The following is a 15,053-nucleotide window of genomic DNA, read 5'->3' on the forward strand; positions in this document are numbered from 1 at the left end:
GAGCGACGACGATCTCGAGTGGAGCGGCAAGCTCCGGAAGCACCCTACGAAGCACTCCAGGAGGAATGACAGTTGTCCGAGAACCAGCTCCCCTCGTACCGTGCCGACGAGATCGACCCCGCGGCGCCGATCGACGACCCGGCCGGAGCGATGTGGTTGCAGCCCGTCGTGACGTTCGGTATCCGCGCGGCGGCCCTCGCCAGCCTGGTCGTACCCGTGGGCATGGTGATCGGCGGTCTCGTCGGTGACGGCGGCGCCGCGGCTGCGGACGCCGCGCCCCTGACGACCTGCTGCCCCGAGCGCCCGCTGTGATCGGATAGCCGCCCGGGGCCGGCGTCGTCGGCACCGCGTTGGGCCGTGGCCTGCCTCCTCGGATAGCGTGCGCAGTGTGTACCGCGCCTCGAAGTTCATCGGTAGGGACGTCGAGCTCAACGCGGTGCGCAAAAGCCTCGAATCGGCGCGGGCGGGCCGTGGCGGCGCGGTGTTCGTGGTCGGCGAGAGCGGCGTCGGCAAGTCCCGCCTCGCGTCAAGGGTCGCCGAACTGGCCACCGCGTCGGGCATGCGGGTGATGCGCGGCCGGGGCAGCACGATCGGCACAGCGGTGCCGCTGCGGCCCCTGACCGAGGCGGTGCTGTCGCTGCTGCGCTCCGGGCCGGTCGACCCCGGCGCGCTCGGCCCGTACGGCCCGATCCTCGGCCGGCTCGTGCCCGACTGGGGGCGGCCGCCGGCCGATCAGGAGAACGCGTCCCTGGTGATCCTCGCCGAGGCCGTCCTCCGGCTGACCGGGGTGGCCGGCGCGGGGCGGGGTTGCCTGATGCTGCTGGACGACCTCCAGGACGCCGACACGGAGACGTTGACGGTGCTGGAGTACCTCATCGACAACCTCGCCCTGCAACCGACCCTGCTGCTGGGCGCCATCCGGGCCGAGCCCTGCGCGGCGTCGACCATCGCCCGGTCGGCCGCCCAGCGCGGTCAGTGCACGCTCATCGAGCTGGGCCGGCTCGACGACGACGAGCTGCGGCAGATGGTCGGCGCGTGCCTCGACGCCGACCCGCAGCGCGTGCCGGCGGCCGCACACGCCCTCGTCTCGACGGGCAGTGCCGGCAACCCCTTCCTGATCGAGGAACTCGTCGCCGGCATGGTCGACGGCGACCTGCTGGTCGGGGGCTCCGAGGGCTGGCGGATGTCCGAGGAACTGCCGGCCGGCCTGCCGAGCACCCTGGCGAAGGGCATGGCGCAGGGGGTCGAGCAGCTCGACCCCCGGGCCCGGGAGCTGCTCTCGATGGGCGCGCTGCTGGGTCAGCGTTTCCCGCTGGCCGTGGTGCAGGCGGCCACCGGGCTGAGCGACCGGGGCGTGCTGGAGCACCTGTGCGGTGACGTCGCGGCGCGGCTGGTCACGGTCGACGACCAGCTCACCGACTGGTACGCCTTCCGGCACCGGCTCACCCGGGAGGCGCTGCTCACCCTCCTCGGTCCCGGCGACCGGGCCCGGCTCGCCCAGCGGATGGCCGACGCGGTGGAGGCGGTCTTCCCCGGGCTGCCCGGCGAGTGGTGCCAGGTGTCGGCCACCCTGCACCTGGAGGCCGACAACCCGGAGACGGCCGGCCGGCTGTTCACCGAGGCGGGCCGGCGGGCGATCGCCCAGGGCGGCGCCACCACGGCGGTCGCCCTGCTGGACCGCGCGATCGGCCTGCTCGGCGAGAACCCCGTGGCGCGCGCCGCGGCCCTCGAAGCCCTGTTGCACGCCCTGGCGGAGGCGGGGCTGGTCGAGCGGGCGCTCGCCTCGGTCAGCACCCTCGACCAGATCGGTGGCGTCGACCCGCGCCGGCGGGCGCAGCTGCACACCCGGCTGGCCTGGGCGGCGACGGTCGCCGGCCGGTCGGCCGAGGGGCTGGCCCAGGTGGAGCAGGCGCGGGCCCTGCTCGGTCCGGACGCCGCCGCGGAGGACACCGCCCCGGTCGACGTGGTCGCCGCCCACCTGGTGCTGGACACCGCCGGCCAGGACCAGCTCGCCACCGCCGAGGCGCTGGCCCGGCGGGCCGCCACCGTCGCCGAGACCGTCCCGCTGCCCGTGGTGGCCTGCCAGGCCTGGCAGCTGCTCGGCGCGTTGACCCGGCACCGCGACCCGGCGGAGGCGACCCGGTGCCTGGAACGGGCCCTGGCGATCGCCGCGCAGCACCGGCTGCCGATCTGGGAGATCCACGCGCTGATCCGTCTCGGCAACGACGACGCGCTGCGCGACGCGCGCCTGGACCGCCTCGAACAGGCCCGGGAACGGGCCTCTCAGGCCGGCGCGGTGACCGCCCGCCACCAGGCGGAGGCGAGCCTCGCCCTGCACGCGGTGCTGCGGGGCGACTTCGACACGGCGGCCACCCTCGTCCAGCAGGTGCTGGCCGCCACCACCCGGCTGAAGCTGTTGGAGACGACCCAGTACGTGCTGCTGGTCAGCGCCGTGCTGGCCGCACACCGGGGGCGGCGCCGGGAGATGGAGCACGCGCTGGCTGAGTTCCGCCGGTGGGGCGGCGACCAGGCCCTGCACGCCACCCGCGTACACGGTCTGGCCCGGGCCTTCTGCGCGCTGCTGGAGGAGGACCGGCCCCGCGCGTTCGACGAGCTGGCCCGCGCGTTCGACGCCGAGGCGCAGAGCCCGACGGTCTTCCACCTCTCCGGCCGGCACGGCCTGCACCTGCTGCTCCAGGTCATGTCGGGCGAGGCCGGCTGGCCGGCCTACGAGGCGGTGCAGGGCGACTCGGCGAGCAGGCTGCGCTGGGACCTGCAGTTCGCGCTCTTCGCGAAGGCGGTGCTGCTCGGCCGCTCCGGTCGAGCGGAGGCGGCGGCGCAGGCGGCAGCCGAGGCGATGCGGGCCGGGGCGCCGTACGCGATGGGTCGGCACCTCGCCCTGCGGCTGGTCTGCGAGGCCGCCCTCGCCGACGGCTGGGGAACGCCCGTGCAGTGGCTGCGCGCTGCCGAGGAGCACTTCCACTCGAGCGACGTGCCGGCGGTGGCCAGCGCCTGCCGGGCCCTGCTGCGCCGGGCGGGCGTACGGCTGACGCAGCGCCGCTCCGGCGCGGGCGACATCCCCGCCGAGCTGCGGTCGGTGGGCGTGACGGTGCGGGAGTACGAGGTGCTGCGGCTGCTGGTCGGGCGGCTGAGCAACCGGGAGATCGCCGCCCGGCTGCACCTGTCCCCGCGCACGGTGGAGCGGCACGTGTCCAGCCTGTTGGGCAAGACGGGCCTGCCGAACCGGATCGCGCTCAGCGAGTTCGCCGCCGAGGTGGAGAGCGCCTGACCGGCGGCGGCGCCCCGCCGGCCGCGCGGTCCCCCGTGGGGCGTCGCGCGCTGGCAGGATGACCGGATGGACCTCGACACCGGCGCCGGGCTGCTGCACCGGCTGACGTCCTACGAGGCGGGCCGCGAGTGGGACGTGCCCGTGGACGATCCCCGCGTACGCCACGACCTCGTCCCGAACGACCCCGCGACCCTGCCGCCGCCCATGAAGGGCTACCCGGACGGCCCCGCCGTCCTCGCCCTGCCCCGCGACCTGCCCGATCCCGGCGTCCCCGCGACCGCCGTGCTGGCCGGCGTCGCGTCCCCCGCCCGGCCCCTCGACGCCGCGCAGCTCGGCCGCGTCCTCTTCCTCGGCGCCGGCGTCGTGCGCACCGCCGAACGCAACGGCCGCCCCGTCCTCTACCGCGCCTCCGGCTCGGCGGGGGCGCGGTTCCCGCTGGAGGTCTACGCGAGCACCCGGGGCGTCGCGGGGGTGCCCGACGGCGTGCACTGGTACGACGCGCGGCGGCACGCGCTCGTCCGGGTGGCGCCCGCCGCGGCCGGGGCGGTCACGACGCTGGTGGTCACGGGCGTGCCCTGGCGCACGGGTTGGCGCTACGCCGAGCGCGGCTGGCGCCACCTCTACTGGGACGCCGGCACGCTGCTGTCCCAGCTGTCGGCGGCGGCCGCGAGCGCCGGCCTGGCGCCGCGGCTGCGGTCGCTGTTCCCGGACGCCACCGTGCGCGCGCTCGTCGGCGCGGACGGGGTGCACGAGTACCCGCTGGCTCTGCTGTCCTTCGGCGACGGCGAGCCGGCGATCGGGCCCACCGGGCCGGCGCTCTCCGGCGAGCTGCCCCCGGTCGAGCTGCCGCTGTGCACCGCCGCGCAGCGCGCGGGCGAGCGGGACGTGCTCGGCGCGCCCTGGCCGTCGGCGGAGCCACTGTCGACGTTCCCGCCGTCCGACCCGCTCGACGAGGTCGTCCGCCGGCGCGGCTCACAACGGCGGATGGACAGGTCCCGGACGCTGCCGCGCGCCCTGCTGGAATGGCCCCTGGCCGCGGCCCTGCGCGGCGTGCCGGTGCCGCACTGGGTCGCCGTGCACGGGGTCGACGGCGTGGCGCCCGGCCTCTACCGGTGGCCCGACCTGTCGGCGCCGCTGCGGGCCGGCGACCTGCGCGACGAGCTGCTGCGGGTCTGCCTGGACCAGGCGCTCGCCGGCGACGCGGCCTACGTCGTCGTGGCCGCGGCGCCGCTGTCGGCGCTCGACGACCGCGGCTACCGCGACGCCCAGCTGGCCGCCGGGCTCGTCGAGGGCCGGCTGCACCTCGCGGCGTACGCCCTCGGCGCGGGCGCCTCCGGCATGACCTTCCTCGACGCGGCGGTCCCGGATCTGCTGGCCGAGCCGGACGACCTCGCGGCCCTGCTCTTCACCTGCGTGGGCGTGCCGGAGTACCGCTCGCGGGCGGGCGGGCGGCCGGGCGCCCCCGTCGAGGTCCGGCCGGTCATGCCCCGCCTCGGCGGTTCGTGACGCCGGTCGCGCCGCGAGCGCGGCACCCCGCACGCCGCCGACCGAGGGGTCGCCCGCCCCATCGATGAAGGTTTCCGTCATCGCCGCCCGCGAGGGCGGAAGGGATTTACATCGACTCGCGTCGCGGTGTACGGTACCGCCACCCGTCGGCTTATATCGATGTCGACGAATATCGGGAGGGGTGCAGATGACTGCTCGACCCGTCGCGCGACGCAGGCGTGGGCTGCTCGGCGCCACGTTGGCCGCGACCCTGGTCCTGTCCGGCGGATCAGCCCTGGCCGCCGCGCCGGTGTCGGCCGCCCCGGAGGCGGGCCCACCGGCCGCCGCCCGGCTGGCCGCCGCCTTCGACACCGCCGCCGGCCGCTACGACGTCCCCCGCGACCTGCTCGTCGCCCTCGGCTACGCCGAGACCCGGCTGGACGGGCACGGCGGCGCCCCCAGCGCGGCGGGCGGCTACGGCATGATGCACCTGGTCAGCAACCCCAAGCTGCGCACCCTGGACGAGGCGGCGACGCTGACCGGGCTCAGCCGTGGCGCGCTGCGCGCCGACCCCGCCGCGAACATCACCGGGGCGGCTGCCGTCCTGCGCTCCTACGCCGACCGGGCCGGCCTGGACGCGGCCGAGCGCGACGACGTCGACGAGTGGTACGCCCCGGTCGCCCGCTACGGCGGGGCGGCCAGCCCGGCGCTCGCCCGGCTCTACGCGGACGCCGTCTACGACCTGCTCGGCACCGGCTTCGACACCGGTCCCGCCGGGGTGGGCAGCGTCCAGGGCCGCCCGGTGACGCCGGAACGGGACCTGCCGGGCGCCTCGGACGAGGTCGGCATCCTCAGCACCGACTACGGGCCGGCCGCCTGGGCACCGGCCAGCACCAGCAACTACACCGTGGCGAGCCGACCCACCAGCCACCCGGTCCGGTACATCGTCATCCACGTCACGCAGGGCAGCTACGCCGGCTCGATCAGCTGGTTCCAGAACCCGGCCGCCAAGGCCAGCGCGCACTACACGTTCCGCTCCTCCGACGGGGCCGTGACCCAGTCGGTGCGGGAGAAGGACATCGCCTGGCACGCCGGCAACTGGACCTACAACACCCAGTCCATCGGCATCGAGCACGAGGGGTACGTCGACAACGCGGCCTGGTTCACCGACGCGATGTACCGGGCGTCGGCGACGCTGACCCGCAGCCTCGCCAACAAGTACGGCATCCCGAAGGACCGGGCGCACATCATCGGTCACCACGAGGTCCCCGGCGCCACCCACACCGACCCGGGCCCCCACTGGAACTGGACCTACTACATGCAGCTGGTCAACCAGCAGAGCGGCGTCGGCTCCGGCACGGTGAACACCGAGGGGGTGAGCCTCAACGTGCGCTCCGGGCCCGGCACCGGCTACAGCGTCGTGGGTTCCGTCGCCGACGGCGCGGCCGTCAGCATCTACTGCCAGGCCGTCGGCACCACGGTGACCGGCCCCTACGGCACGACCAACGTCTGGGACCGGATCGGCACCAACCGGTACGTCTCTGACGCCTTCGTCCTGACCGGTCACGACGGCTTCATCCCCGGCGTGCCGCGCTGCTGACCGGTCACGACGGCTTCATCCCCGGCGTGCCGCGCTGCTGACCGCCACGGCCGATGCCGTCCGCCCCGCTGGCGGACGGCATCGACGCGTCACAGCCGCGCGACGACCAGCTCGTGGATGGCGGCGAGCAGGTCCTGATCGCGCTCCGCTTGCGCGGTCACGGTGACGGCGGCCCGGCGCGCGGGGCTGGCGACCACGTACTGGCCGTAGCGGCCGTCCAGCCGGTACGTGTCGGCCCGGTCGATCCACGCGCCGGGGCCGGCGTCCGGCACCGGTGGTTCCCGTCGTCGCGTCCCCGTTTCCCCCGCCCGGCTGGGGGTACGGGCCAAGACGCCTGCTCATCGCCACTTTCACGGAGGAACTCGTCAGATGGATGTCAGCAAGCCCGCCAAGGCGGTCAGGGACGTCGTGGGAACCGCAGCCGGGAAGGTGGCCGAGGCGCTGACCCCGGACGTGCCGGGCGCGCCGGGTAGCGCCCCGCCGACGGTCGAGGAGCCGACGACGCCACACGAGCCGTTGCCGCCCAAGACGGAACAGGGCGCGCCCGAGACCCGTACGCCGACGGGCGTACCGACCGGCGCGCCGACGACGGCGAACGGCCAGCAGGGCGCCTTCCTCACGACGGCGCAGGGCGCGCGGCTGCGCGACACGGACCACTCGCTGAAGGCCGGCCCACGCGGTCCGGTCCTGCTCCAGGACCACCACCTGCGCGAGAAGATCACCCACTTCGACCACGAGCGCATCCCCGAGCGCGTCGTGCACGCGCGTGGCGCCGGCGCGCACGGCGTCTTCGAGGCGTACGGCACGGCCGAGGGCGTGACGAAGGCCGGCTTCCTGGCCAAGGGCAGGACGACCACCGTCTTCGTCCGGTTCTCGACCGTCCTCGGCTCGCGCGGCTCGGCCGACACGGTCCGCGACACCCGTGGTTTCGCGACGAAGTTCTACACCGACGAGGGCACCTTCGACCTGGTCGCCAACAACATGCCGGTCTTCTTCATCCAGGACGCCATCAAGTTCCCGGACATCATCCACGCCGGCAAGCCGCACCCCGACCGGGAGATCCCGCAGGCCCAGAGCGCGCACGACACCTTCTGGGACTTCGTCTCCCTGCACACCGAGGCGCAGCACCACACCATGTGGAACATGTCCGACCGCGGCATCCCGCGCTCCTACCGGATGATGGAGGGCTTCGGCGTCCACACGTTCCGGCTGGTCAACGCCGCCGGCGAGACGGCGCTGGTCAAGTTCCACTGGAAGCCGAAGCTCGGCGTGCACTCCCTGACCTGGGAGGAGGCGCAGCTGCTCGGCGGTGTGGACCCGGACTTCCACCGTCGCGACCTCTACGACGCCATCGAGGCCGGCGCGTTCCCCGAGTGGGAGCTGGGCCTCCAGGTCTTTCCCGACACCCCCGAGGAGACCTTCGCCGGGATCGACCTGCTCGACCCGACGAAGATCGTGCCGGAGGAGCTGGCGCCGGTGCAGCCGGTCGGGAAGCTCACGCTCAACCGGACGCCGACGAACTTCTTCGCCGAGACCGAGCAGGTCGCCTTCCACGTCGGCCACCTGCCGCCGGGCATCGACGTCACGAACGACCCGCTGTTGCAGGGCCGGCTGTTCTCCTACGTCGACACGCAGCTCACCCGGCTGGGCGGGCCGAACTTCCCGCAGATCCCGATCAACCGCCCGCACGCCCCGGTCAACGACATGCTGCGCGACGGCTTCCACCAGCAGGCCGTGCACGCCGGGGTCGCGCCGTACCGGCCGAACTCGCTCGACGGCGGCAACCCCTTCCCCGCCGGGGACACCGACGGCGCGTTCGTCGACGTGCCGGTGCAGGTGACGCAGGCGCCCAAGGTACGCGCCAACCCGGTCTCGTTCGACGACCACTACAGCCAGGTCCGCCTGTTCTGGCTCAGCATGTCGCCGGTCGAGAAGGAGCACATCGTCCGCGCCTACACCTTCGAGCTGGGCAAGTGCTACCACCAGGCGATCCGGGAGCGCCAGCTCCAGTGTCTCGCCAACATCGACCCGGTGCTGTGCGCGGAGGTCGCCACCGGGCTGGGCCTGCCCGCACCGGAGCCGACCGTGCCGCTCACGGACGCCGCGCCCAGCCCCGCGCTGTCGCAGGTCGGCAGGCAGTGGCCGGCCGACGGTCGCACGGTGGGGATCGTCGTCGACCCCCGCGCCGGGCTCGACGACGTCGACGAGGTACGCCGGGCGGTCTTCGCCGCCGGCATGGTGCCGCTCCTCATCGCCCCGCACGGCGGCCTCGTGGGCGACCTGCCCGTGCAGCGCACCTTCGCCACCGGCCGCTCGGTCGAGTTCGACGTGCTCCTGCTGGCCGGGGCGCCGACGCCCGCACCGGACGCGTCGCCGGCGCGCGACGCCAAGGCGGGCGCGGCGGACTCCGCCACCGTGGACCCGCGGGTGCTGCTGCTGATCGACGAGTGCTGGCGGCACGCCAAGGCGATCGGCGCGTGGGGCGCCGGCGTCGACGTGCTGAGCCAGGCCGGGGTCGCCGGCACGCCGGGCGTCGTCGCGGGTGGCTCGGGGGCCGAGGTCTTCGCCGCCGTGCAGCGCCTGCTGGCCGCCCACCGGGTGTGGGAGAGGTTCCCCGCCTCGGTCGCCTGACGCGTGCGTACGTCGACGAGGGCCGTCCTCCGCAGCATCGGGGGACGGCCCTCGTCGGCGCTCTTGTGAGCCCGACGGACGCTCAGTCCCACCTGTCCTGGTTGAGGAAGCGGGCGAAGCCGCGCCACGAGTTGGGGCCCATCACCCCGTCGATCGGGCCGGTGTAGCCGTGGCCGGAGGCGAGGCGCTGCACGGCACGCCAGGTGTTCGGGCCGGGCTGGCCGTCGATCGGTCCGGTGTAGCCGTAGGCCCGCATGGCCCGCTGGAGGGCGGCATACGTGTTCGGCCCCGGCACGCCGTCGATCGGGCCGGTGTATCCGGCGGTGAGCCGCAGCCAGTTCTGCATGCGCTGGTAGAAGATGGTGCCGGGAATGCCGTCGTGCTCGGTGGAGGTCTTGGGCAGTCGCCCGGGCGCGGGCTGTTGCCCGAGGTAGGCCAACGGGTTGATGCGTACGCCGGCCGGATTGATCATGTGCCAGTGGACGTGCGGCCCGGTGGAGGATCCCGAGCCGGGCGCGCCGGCCGCGCCGCCGGAGAGACCGACGACGGTGCCGCTGGACACGGCCGCGCCGTTGCCGAGCAGGAACTGCGACAGGTGCATGTACTGGCTGCGGTACCCGTCGGCGTGGTGGATGGTGACGGTGTGCCCGCCCGTGCCGTTGTACGGGATGTTCTGCACGGTGCCCGCGCCGCAGGCGGGCAGGCGGGTGCCGACCGGCATGCCGAAGTCGACGCCGCCGAGCGAACCCCGGTTCAGGTGGTCCTGCCAGGTGCCGGTGACCGGGTACGCGGCGAACGGGTGGTAGATCGCGGGCGCGGCGGAGGCGCGGCCGGGAACGGCCAGACCGGCCAGGGCGCCCGCGCCGAGGGCGGCGGCGAGCAGCACCGCCCGGCGGTCGATGCCGGTGGCCGGCGGGCCGTCGCCACAGCAGGCGGGCGGGTCGAGCTGGTCCATCACGTGCTCCCTGCTGGTCGGGTGCGCCGGTCGAGGCAGTGACGATACATAGCCACGAATGGATCTGTCGACCGCCGGGCCCCGGCCGGGCACGAGGCCGGTCCACCCACCCGGCGCGCTCAGCCGCCCGGGCAGCGGCTGTCGCCGCCGCTGTGCTCCTGGCAGGTCGTCGGCGCCGGGACGGGCGTGGCCGGCGGCCTCAGCGTGCGCGCCGCGTCCGCCACCGCCGGCGTCAACGCCACCGTGATCACGACGGCCAGGAACGCGTAGACCAGTGCGGTGCGGCGGTACCGGCAGCCGAACGCCACCAGCGCGATGACGGCCGCTCCGCCCGCCGCCACCACCGCCAGCAGTACCAGCGCACGGGCGGAGCGACGCCCGATCTCCGCCGCCCGCGCGTCACCGTTCGAGTGGTGGTCGGCCCATCCCTCCATGCCGATGGTGAACAACCACCACAGCAACGCCAGGCAGGCCACCACCCAGAGCGCCGTCATGAGCACCAGGGCGTACCGGGGGCGGGCGGCGGATGTCGACGGGGTCATGGCGTACAGCCTGGCGCAGCCGGGGCTCCGGGACGTGAGCCCGCGTACTCATCGCACCCACCCACCCGGCCGCCCGAGGACCGGCGGCCCGCCGGTGCGGTCGCGGGAGGCGAGCGCACCGGCGGGGGTGGCCACGTCAGCGACGAGCCGGGCGGGGCGGCCCGCTCACCACCCTCGGCACTGGCCGGAGGCGGGGCCGCCGACCGTGTTGGCCACGCCGCCGTCCACCGGCGGCGGCTGGTTGCCCACGCACCGCAGCGGCCCGTCGATCCGGTTGCCGGAGAGCACGACCGGTGTGTCGCCGGTGCGGCTGTCGACCACGGCGACCGGGCCGGTCACCCGCGTCCCGGCGATCAGGACCCGGCCGGTGACGCCGGCGACCGAGAGCGGGCCGTCGATCCGGCTGCGCGTCAGCTCCACCACCGAGGCCCCGGTGGCGGTCACCGGCCCGACGACGCTGGCGTCGAGCGCGACCAGCCCCGCGCCCCTGCCGACGCTCACCGGTCCGGAGACCGCGGCGCCGGGCGCGAGGCAGGCCACCCCGGCGCCGACCAGCAGCGGCCCGCGGCGCTCGCCGCTGACCACCTGGGTGCAGGTCTGGTCGGTGACCTCGAGCGTCACCGGCAGCGTCACCAGGGGGGTGGTGGGGTCGTCGCTGGTCACGCAGAGCTGGGCCCGGTACGTGCCGGCGGCCAGCCCGGTGCTGTCCATCGAGATGGTCACCTCGCTGGATCTGCCGGCGCCGGTGCCGGCCGCCGTACGCGACGCCGTCAGCCACGGCACCTCGTCGGGCGTGACGCACGGCTGGAGGTCCGGCAGGCGTACGTGGGTGATGAAGCGGGCCGCCCCCTTGTCGTTCTCGACCTCGACCAGGCGGCCGGAGCGGTCGATCTCGTGGACCCCCTTGGAGCTGGTGGTGAGGATGTTGCCGTTGCCGAGGGGGTGTACGCCCTGGTACCCGGAGCCACCGGGCGGCGCGTAGACGCCGACCAGCTTGCCGGCGCGGTCCATCTCCCAGACCCCGGCGGTGGAGCCGCTGCCCCAGCTCGCCGCGAGCACGTTGCCGTTGGGCAGCTCCGCGAGCTGGCCGGGCCAGCTCAGTCCCTCGAAGAAGCGGGCGTTGGCGCGGGAGCCGTCCTTCGTGAAGCTGTGGATGGCGTCGCTGTCGCTGGCGGAGACGAGCATGTCGTCGCCGCGGAACAGGATCCCCCACGGCCCCTTGAGCCCGTCGGCGCCCGGGGCGACGAACGTGCCCAGATACTTGCCCTCGGCGTCGAACTCGACCACGGAGTGGGCGTTGGCCTGGCTCGCGACCGTCGCCAGGACGGTGCCGCGCGGCGACAGCGCGATGCCCCGGACGTTGGTCATGATCGCCGGGTCGCGTACGCCGGAGGCCGGCGCGAAGACCCGACGGAACCGGCCGTCCAGCCCGTACTCGGTGATGACGGAGTTGACCTGGTCGGACATGAGGAAGCCGCTGCCGTCCGGCTTGGCGATGACCTGGAACGGCGTGTACAGGCTGGTCGACGGGTCGAACGCGGTGTGCGGGACGAACTGCGGGTCGATCAGCTTGCCGGAGTGCGGGTCGAACGCCATCACCCCACGGGTGGCGCTGCCCGAGTTGGGCACCAGCAGGACGCCGTCGCGCAGGAGCCGGATCCGCTCGTCGCCCGGGCCGGCGTCCGGGTCGTCCAGCCGCCAGTCCAGCACGCCGTGCCCGGCGTTGCGTACCGCGAACTTCTGGCTGGTGACCAGCCCGGCCGGCTGCCGCGCGGAGAGCGACCTGGGTGCCACCTCGATCTTCGGCACCGGCACCACCGTCAGTTCCAGCGCGATCGTCGTCGTCGGCTGGTCCTGGTCGTTGCTGGCCAGGCACAGGTTGGCCCGGAACACGCCACCGTCGTCCAGGCCGGTCGAGTCGAGCGTGATCTGGATGTCCTGACTCTTGAACGCGCCAAGGATGCCCTGCGCCGGGGTCACCTTGACCCAGGTCGGCCAGGCGCAGTCGTCGCCGTCGCCGGTCGCCCGCCAGGTGAGCTCGGCGCCGCCGGCATTGCCCACCTTGACGGTGTGGCTCTCGTTCTGCGCGACGTCCATGCTGGAGCTCAGCTCGGTCTTGTCGACCGTCAGGTCCGGGGCCGCGGGAAGGACGGCGACCGGGAAGTGGGCCTGGGCGATCGGCTGCCCGTCCGGCGCGTGCCGGGCGTCGGTGGTCAGGTTGATCGCACCGAAGAGCCAGCTCTTGCGGGCGGTCCCGGTGACGTCCAGGGTGATGGTCAGCTCCTGGCTGGCGCCGGGCGCCAGGGTGAACTGCGTCGGCGCGACCGTGATCCGCGCCCCGGTCGGGGCTTGCGGCGTCACCTGGTAGGTCGCGGCCACCTTGGCCACGCTGGACACCGTCCGGGTGAAGGTGCAGACCTTGAGGCAGTGGTGCTCGACGACGGCCGGCAGGTTCAGCGTCTGCGGGTCGCCACCGGCGTCGGGGTTGGCCGCGACGAAGTTCGCGGCGGTCTCGTCGAGCACGATGCCGGTCCGGGCGGCCTGGGCCAGGTTGATCCGGCCGGAGCCGACGTCGAACGCGTCGGCCGGCGTGCGGCCGTCCTCCTTGACCACCCCGTCGCGGTCCGCGGTGACCGCCAGCGCGGACCGGATCCGCGTCGGCGACCAGTCGGGGTGCAGCGCCGCCAGCAGCGCGCCGGCGCCTGCGACGTGCGGCGACGACATGGACGTGCCCTGCATGAAGGCGTACGTGGCCGAGTTGTCCTTCGCCGCCATGGTGGCGGCGAGGATGTTGCGGCCCGGGGCGGCCACGGTGGGCGCGAGCATGTCGAACCTGCTGGGTCCGCGCGAGCTGAAGTCGGCCACGACGTCGGTCCAGTCACCGTTGCGCAGCACCTCGCTGCCGGGGTCGACGCGCACGGTGACGGGGCCGTCGGTGGCGGCCGCGTGGTCGCGCAACCGCTGTCCGTCGGCGAGGGAGACCATCACGGCGGGGATGGTGGTCCCGGCGAGCGCGCCCATCGTGATCGGCGGGCCGCTGTACTGGTTGTGCACGACCACGCCGGTCGCGCCGGCGGCGGTGGCGTTCTTGACCTTCACGGAGAAGTCGCAGCCGCCCCGGGGCAGCAGGGCGACCTTGCCGCTGAACGCCGCTGCCGGGAACGGAACGCAGGCCTGCACGTTGTTCGCGTCGACGGCGCCGGAGTACCGGATCTCACCCTCGATGGGCGGGTTCGGCGAGTTCTCCCCGATCACGGCGGCGATGCCGGTGAGCGCCGCCGGGACGGGGGTCGGGCCCGTCACGTCGAGCCGGTGGGCGATGACCCGCTCGTGGCTGACCGCGGCGACGGACATGTTCCACGGCGCGGTCTTCGCGACGGTGCTGGCGCCCGGGCCGCTGTTGCCGGCGGAGGCGGCGACGAAGATGCCGGCCGAGTACGCCTCCAGGAACGCCTGGTCGACGAGGTCCTTCCAGGGGTCGTCGCGACCGGAGATCGAGTAGTTGAGGACGTCCACGCCGTCGGCGATCGCCTGGTCCACGGCGGCGATCGTCGCCGAGGAGAGGCAGCCGATGACCATGCAGACCTTGTACGAGATGACGTTGGCCCGCGGCGCGACCCCGGAGACCGTGACCTTGTGCGTGCTCGTGCCGACGGTCATGGTCGCCTCGTGCCGGTTGCCGGCGGCGGTCGACGCGGTGTGGCTGCCGTGACCGTTGTCGTCCCGGGCGTCGGCGCCGACCATCGACCAGGCGCCGATCAGCTTGTCGTTGCAGATCGCCTTGTGCTGGGCGTGGGTCGGGGCACAGACGCCGACGTACTTGCCCGCACCGTACGGGTTGGTGTGCCGGTAGCCGTCGCCGTCCACCGCCGCGAACGACGGGTGGTCGGGGTTGATGCCGGAGTCCAGGATGCCGACGACGGCACCCTCGCCACGGGTGCCGACGTTCTCCGCCGTCCTGCCCTCCCACACCGCGGGCGACTGGATCAGCGCGTTGCTGGTGTCGGTCGTCAGCTCCAGGACCTCGTCAGGTACGACGGCGCTGACCCCCGGCAGGCCGGACAGGTGCGCCGCCTCGTCCGCGCTGACCTCGACCGCCAGGCCGTTGACCACGTTGCGGTAGGTGTGGGCGACCCGTACGGAGCGGCCCAGGATCGCCTCCATCTCGTCCACCAGCGTGTCCTGCTGCCGCGCCAACTCCTGCGCGTAGGAGGTGCTCGCCGCGGACCGGGTGTCGATCCTGCCGGTGGCTGCCGGCCTCGCCCGCGAGGCGGCCACCACCGACGGCTTGTCCATCTTCACCAGCCAGAGCCCGCTCTTGGGCTGCGCCTTGCTCGACGCCGGGCGGGCTGACCCCTCGGCTGTCGTGTCGCCCGCTGGCAGCGGTGCCGCCACGACCGGGGCGGGGGCCACGGCGAGCAGCATGGTGCCCGCCGCCACCGCCGCGACCAGCCGGACCGGCGTCCGCCAGCGGGAGGGGAACGTTCTTCGACCGGAAGACGGTGCCACGGTGAGCTCCTAAGTCACGTCGGCGGCGCGATGGGTGTTGTC

9 protein-coding genes are annotated in these 15,053 nt (G+C 74.3%); 5 read left to right on the plus strand and 4 right to left on the minus strand.

The window, feature by feature from the left end; genetic code table 11:
* Positions 1-72 precede the first annotated feature (72 nt).
* The 4 genes from ACTMS2_RS14465 to ACTMS2_RS14480 all read left to right on the plus strand — a co-directional run bounded on the left by ACTMS2_RS14465 (position 73) and on the right by ACTMS2_RS14480 (position 6,374).
* Positions 73-312: a hypothetical protein gene (locus ACTMS2_RS14465; protein WP_363627260.1), complete on the plus strand. Its 240-nt coding sequence runs from the start codon at positions 73-75 to the stop codon at positions 310-312.
* 76 nt (positions 313-388) lie between these two features.
* Positions 389-3,289 carry an ATP-binding protein gene (locus tag ACTMS2_RS14470; protein WP_441175806.1) on the plus strand — a complete coding sequence of 967 codons (2,901 nt, stop codon included), beginning with the start codon at positions 389-391 and terminating at the stop codon, positions 3,287-3,289.
* Positions 3,290-3,355: 66 nt separating this feature from the next.
* The gene (locus ACTMS2_RS14475; protein ID WP_441175807.1) at positions 3,356-4,795 is read left to right on the plus strand and encodes a hypothetical protein; all 1,440 of its coding nucleotides are present in this window, start codon (positions 3,356-3,358) and stop codon (positions 4,793-4,795) included.
* A gap of 187 nt (positions 4,796-4,982) precedes the next feature.
* The gene (locus ACTMS2_RS14480) at positions 4,983-6,374 is read left to right on the plus strand and encodes an N-acetylmuramoyl-L-alanine amidase (RefSeq protein WP_441175808.1); all 1,392 of its coding nucleotides are present in this window, start codon (positions 4,983-4,985) and stop codon (positions 6,372-6,374) included.
* A gap of 89 nt (positions 6,375-6,463) precedes the next feature.
* Here the strand turns inward: ACTMS2_RS14480 and ACTMS2_RS14485 are convergent, their stop codons facing one another.
* Positions 6,464-6,646, minus strand: a complete 183-nt coding sequence (locus ACTMS2_RS14485) for a hypothetical protein (protein ID WP_441175810.1) — start codon at positions 6,644-6,646, stop codon at positions 6,464-6,466.
* Positions 6,647-6,743: 97 nt separating this feature from the next.
* Between ACTMS2_RS14485 and ACTMS2_RS14490 the strand changes: the two genes are divergently transcribed.
* Complete coding sequence (locus ACTMS2_RS14490) at positions 6,744-9,005, plus strand: catalase (protein WP_441175811.1); 2,262 nt, start codon at positions 6,744-6,746, stop codon at positions 9,003-9,005.
* Between the two features lie 82 nt (positions 9,006-9,087).
* On the opposite strand, the gene ACTMS2_RS14495 is transcribed toward ACTMS2_RS14490, so the two are convergent.
* The 3 genes from ACTMS2_RS14495 to ACTMS2_RS14505 form a co-directional block, all read right to left on the minus strand.
* Positions 9,088-9,960, minus strand: coding sequence for a peptidoglycan DD-metalloendopeptidase family protein (locus ACTMS2_RS14495; RefSeq protein ID WP_441175812.1), 873 nt, complete (start codon positions 9,958-9,960; stop codon positions 9,088-9,090).
* 119 nt (positions 9,961-10,079) lie between these two features.
* Complete coding sequence (locus ACTMS2_RS14500) at positions 10,080-10,502, minus strand: DUF6234 family protein (protein WP_441175813.1); 423 nt, start codon at positions 10,500-10,502, stop codon at positions 10,080-10,082.
* Between the two features lie 165 nt (positions 10,503-10,667).
* Positions 10,668-15,011, minus strand: a complete 4,344-nt coding sequence (locus ACTMS2_RS14505) for a S8 family serine peptidase (protein WP_441175814.1) — start codon at positions 15,009-15,011, stop codon at positions 10,668-10,670.
* Positions 15,012-15,053 lie beyond the last annotated feature (42 nt).

It is taken from the genome of Micromonospora sp. SD12, from assembly GCF_052068495.1.
Classification (GTDB): Bacteria; Actinomycetota; Actinomycetes; order Mycobacteriales; family Micromonosporaceae; genus Micromonospora; species Micromonospora echinofusca.

Bases quoted from the DNA above. Each gene is read 5' to 3' on its own strand.
- ACTMS2_RS14475 (WP_441175807.1), top strand. From the start codon at position 3,356: ATGGACCTCGACACCGGCGCCGGGCTGCTGCACCGGCTGACGTCCTAC.
- ACTMS2_RS14480 (WP_441175808.1), top strand. From the start codon at position 4,983: ATGACTGCTCGACCCGTCGCGCGACGCAGGCGTGGGCTGCTCGGCGCC.
- ACTMS2_RS14490 (WP_441175811.1), top strand. From the start codon at position 6,744: ATGGATGTCAGCAAGCCCGCCAAGGCGGTCAGGGACGTCGTGGGAACC.
- ACTMS2_RS14495 (WP_441175812.1), bottom strand. From the start codon at position 9,960: ATGGACCAGCTCGACCCGCCCGCCTGCTGTGGCGACGGCCCGCCGGCC.
- ACTMS2_RS14500 (WP_441175813.1), bottom strand. From the start codon at position 10,502: ATGACCCCGTCGACATCCGCCGCCCGCCCCCGGTACGCCCTGGTGCTC.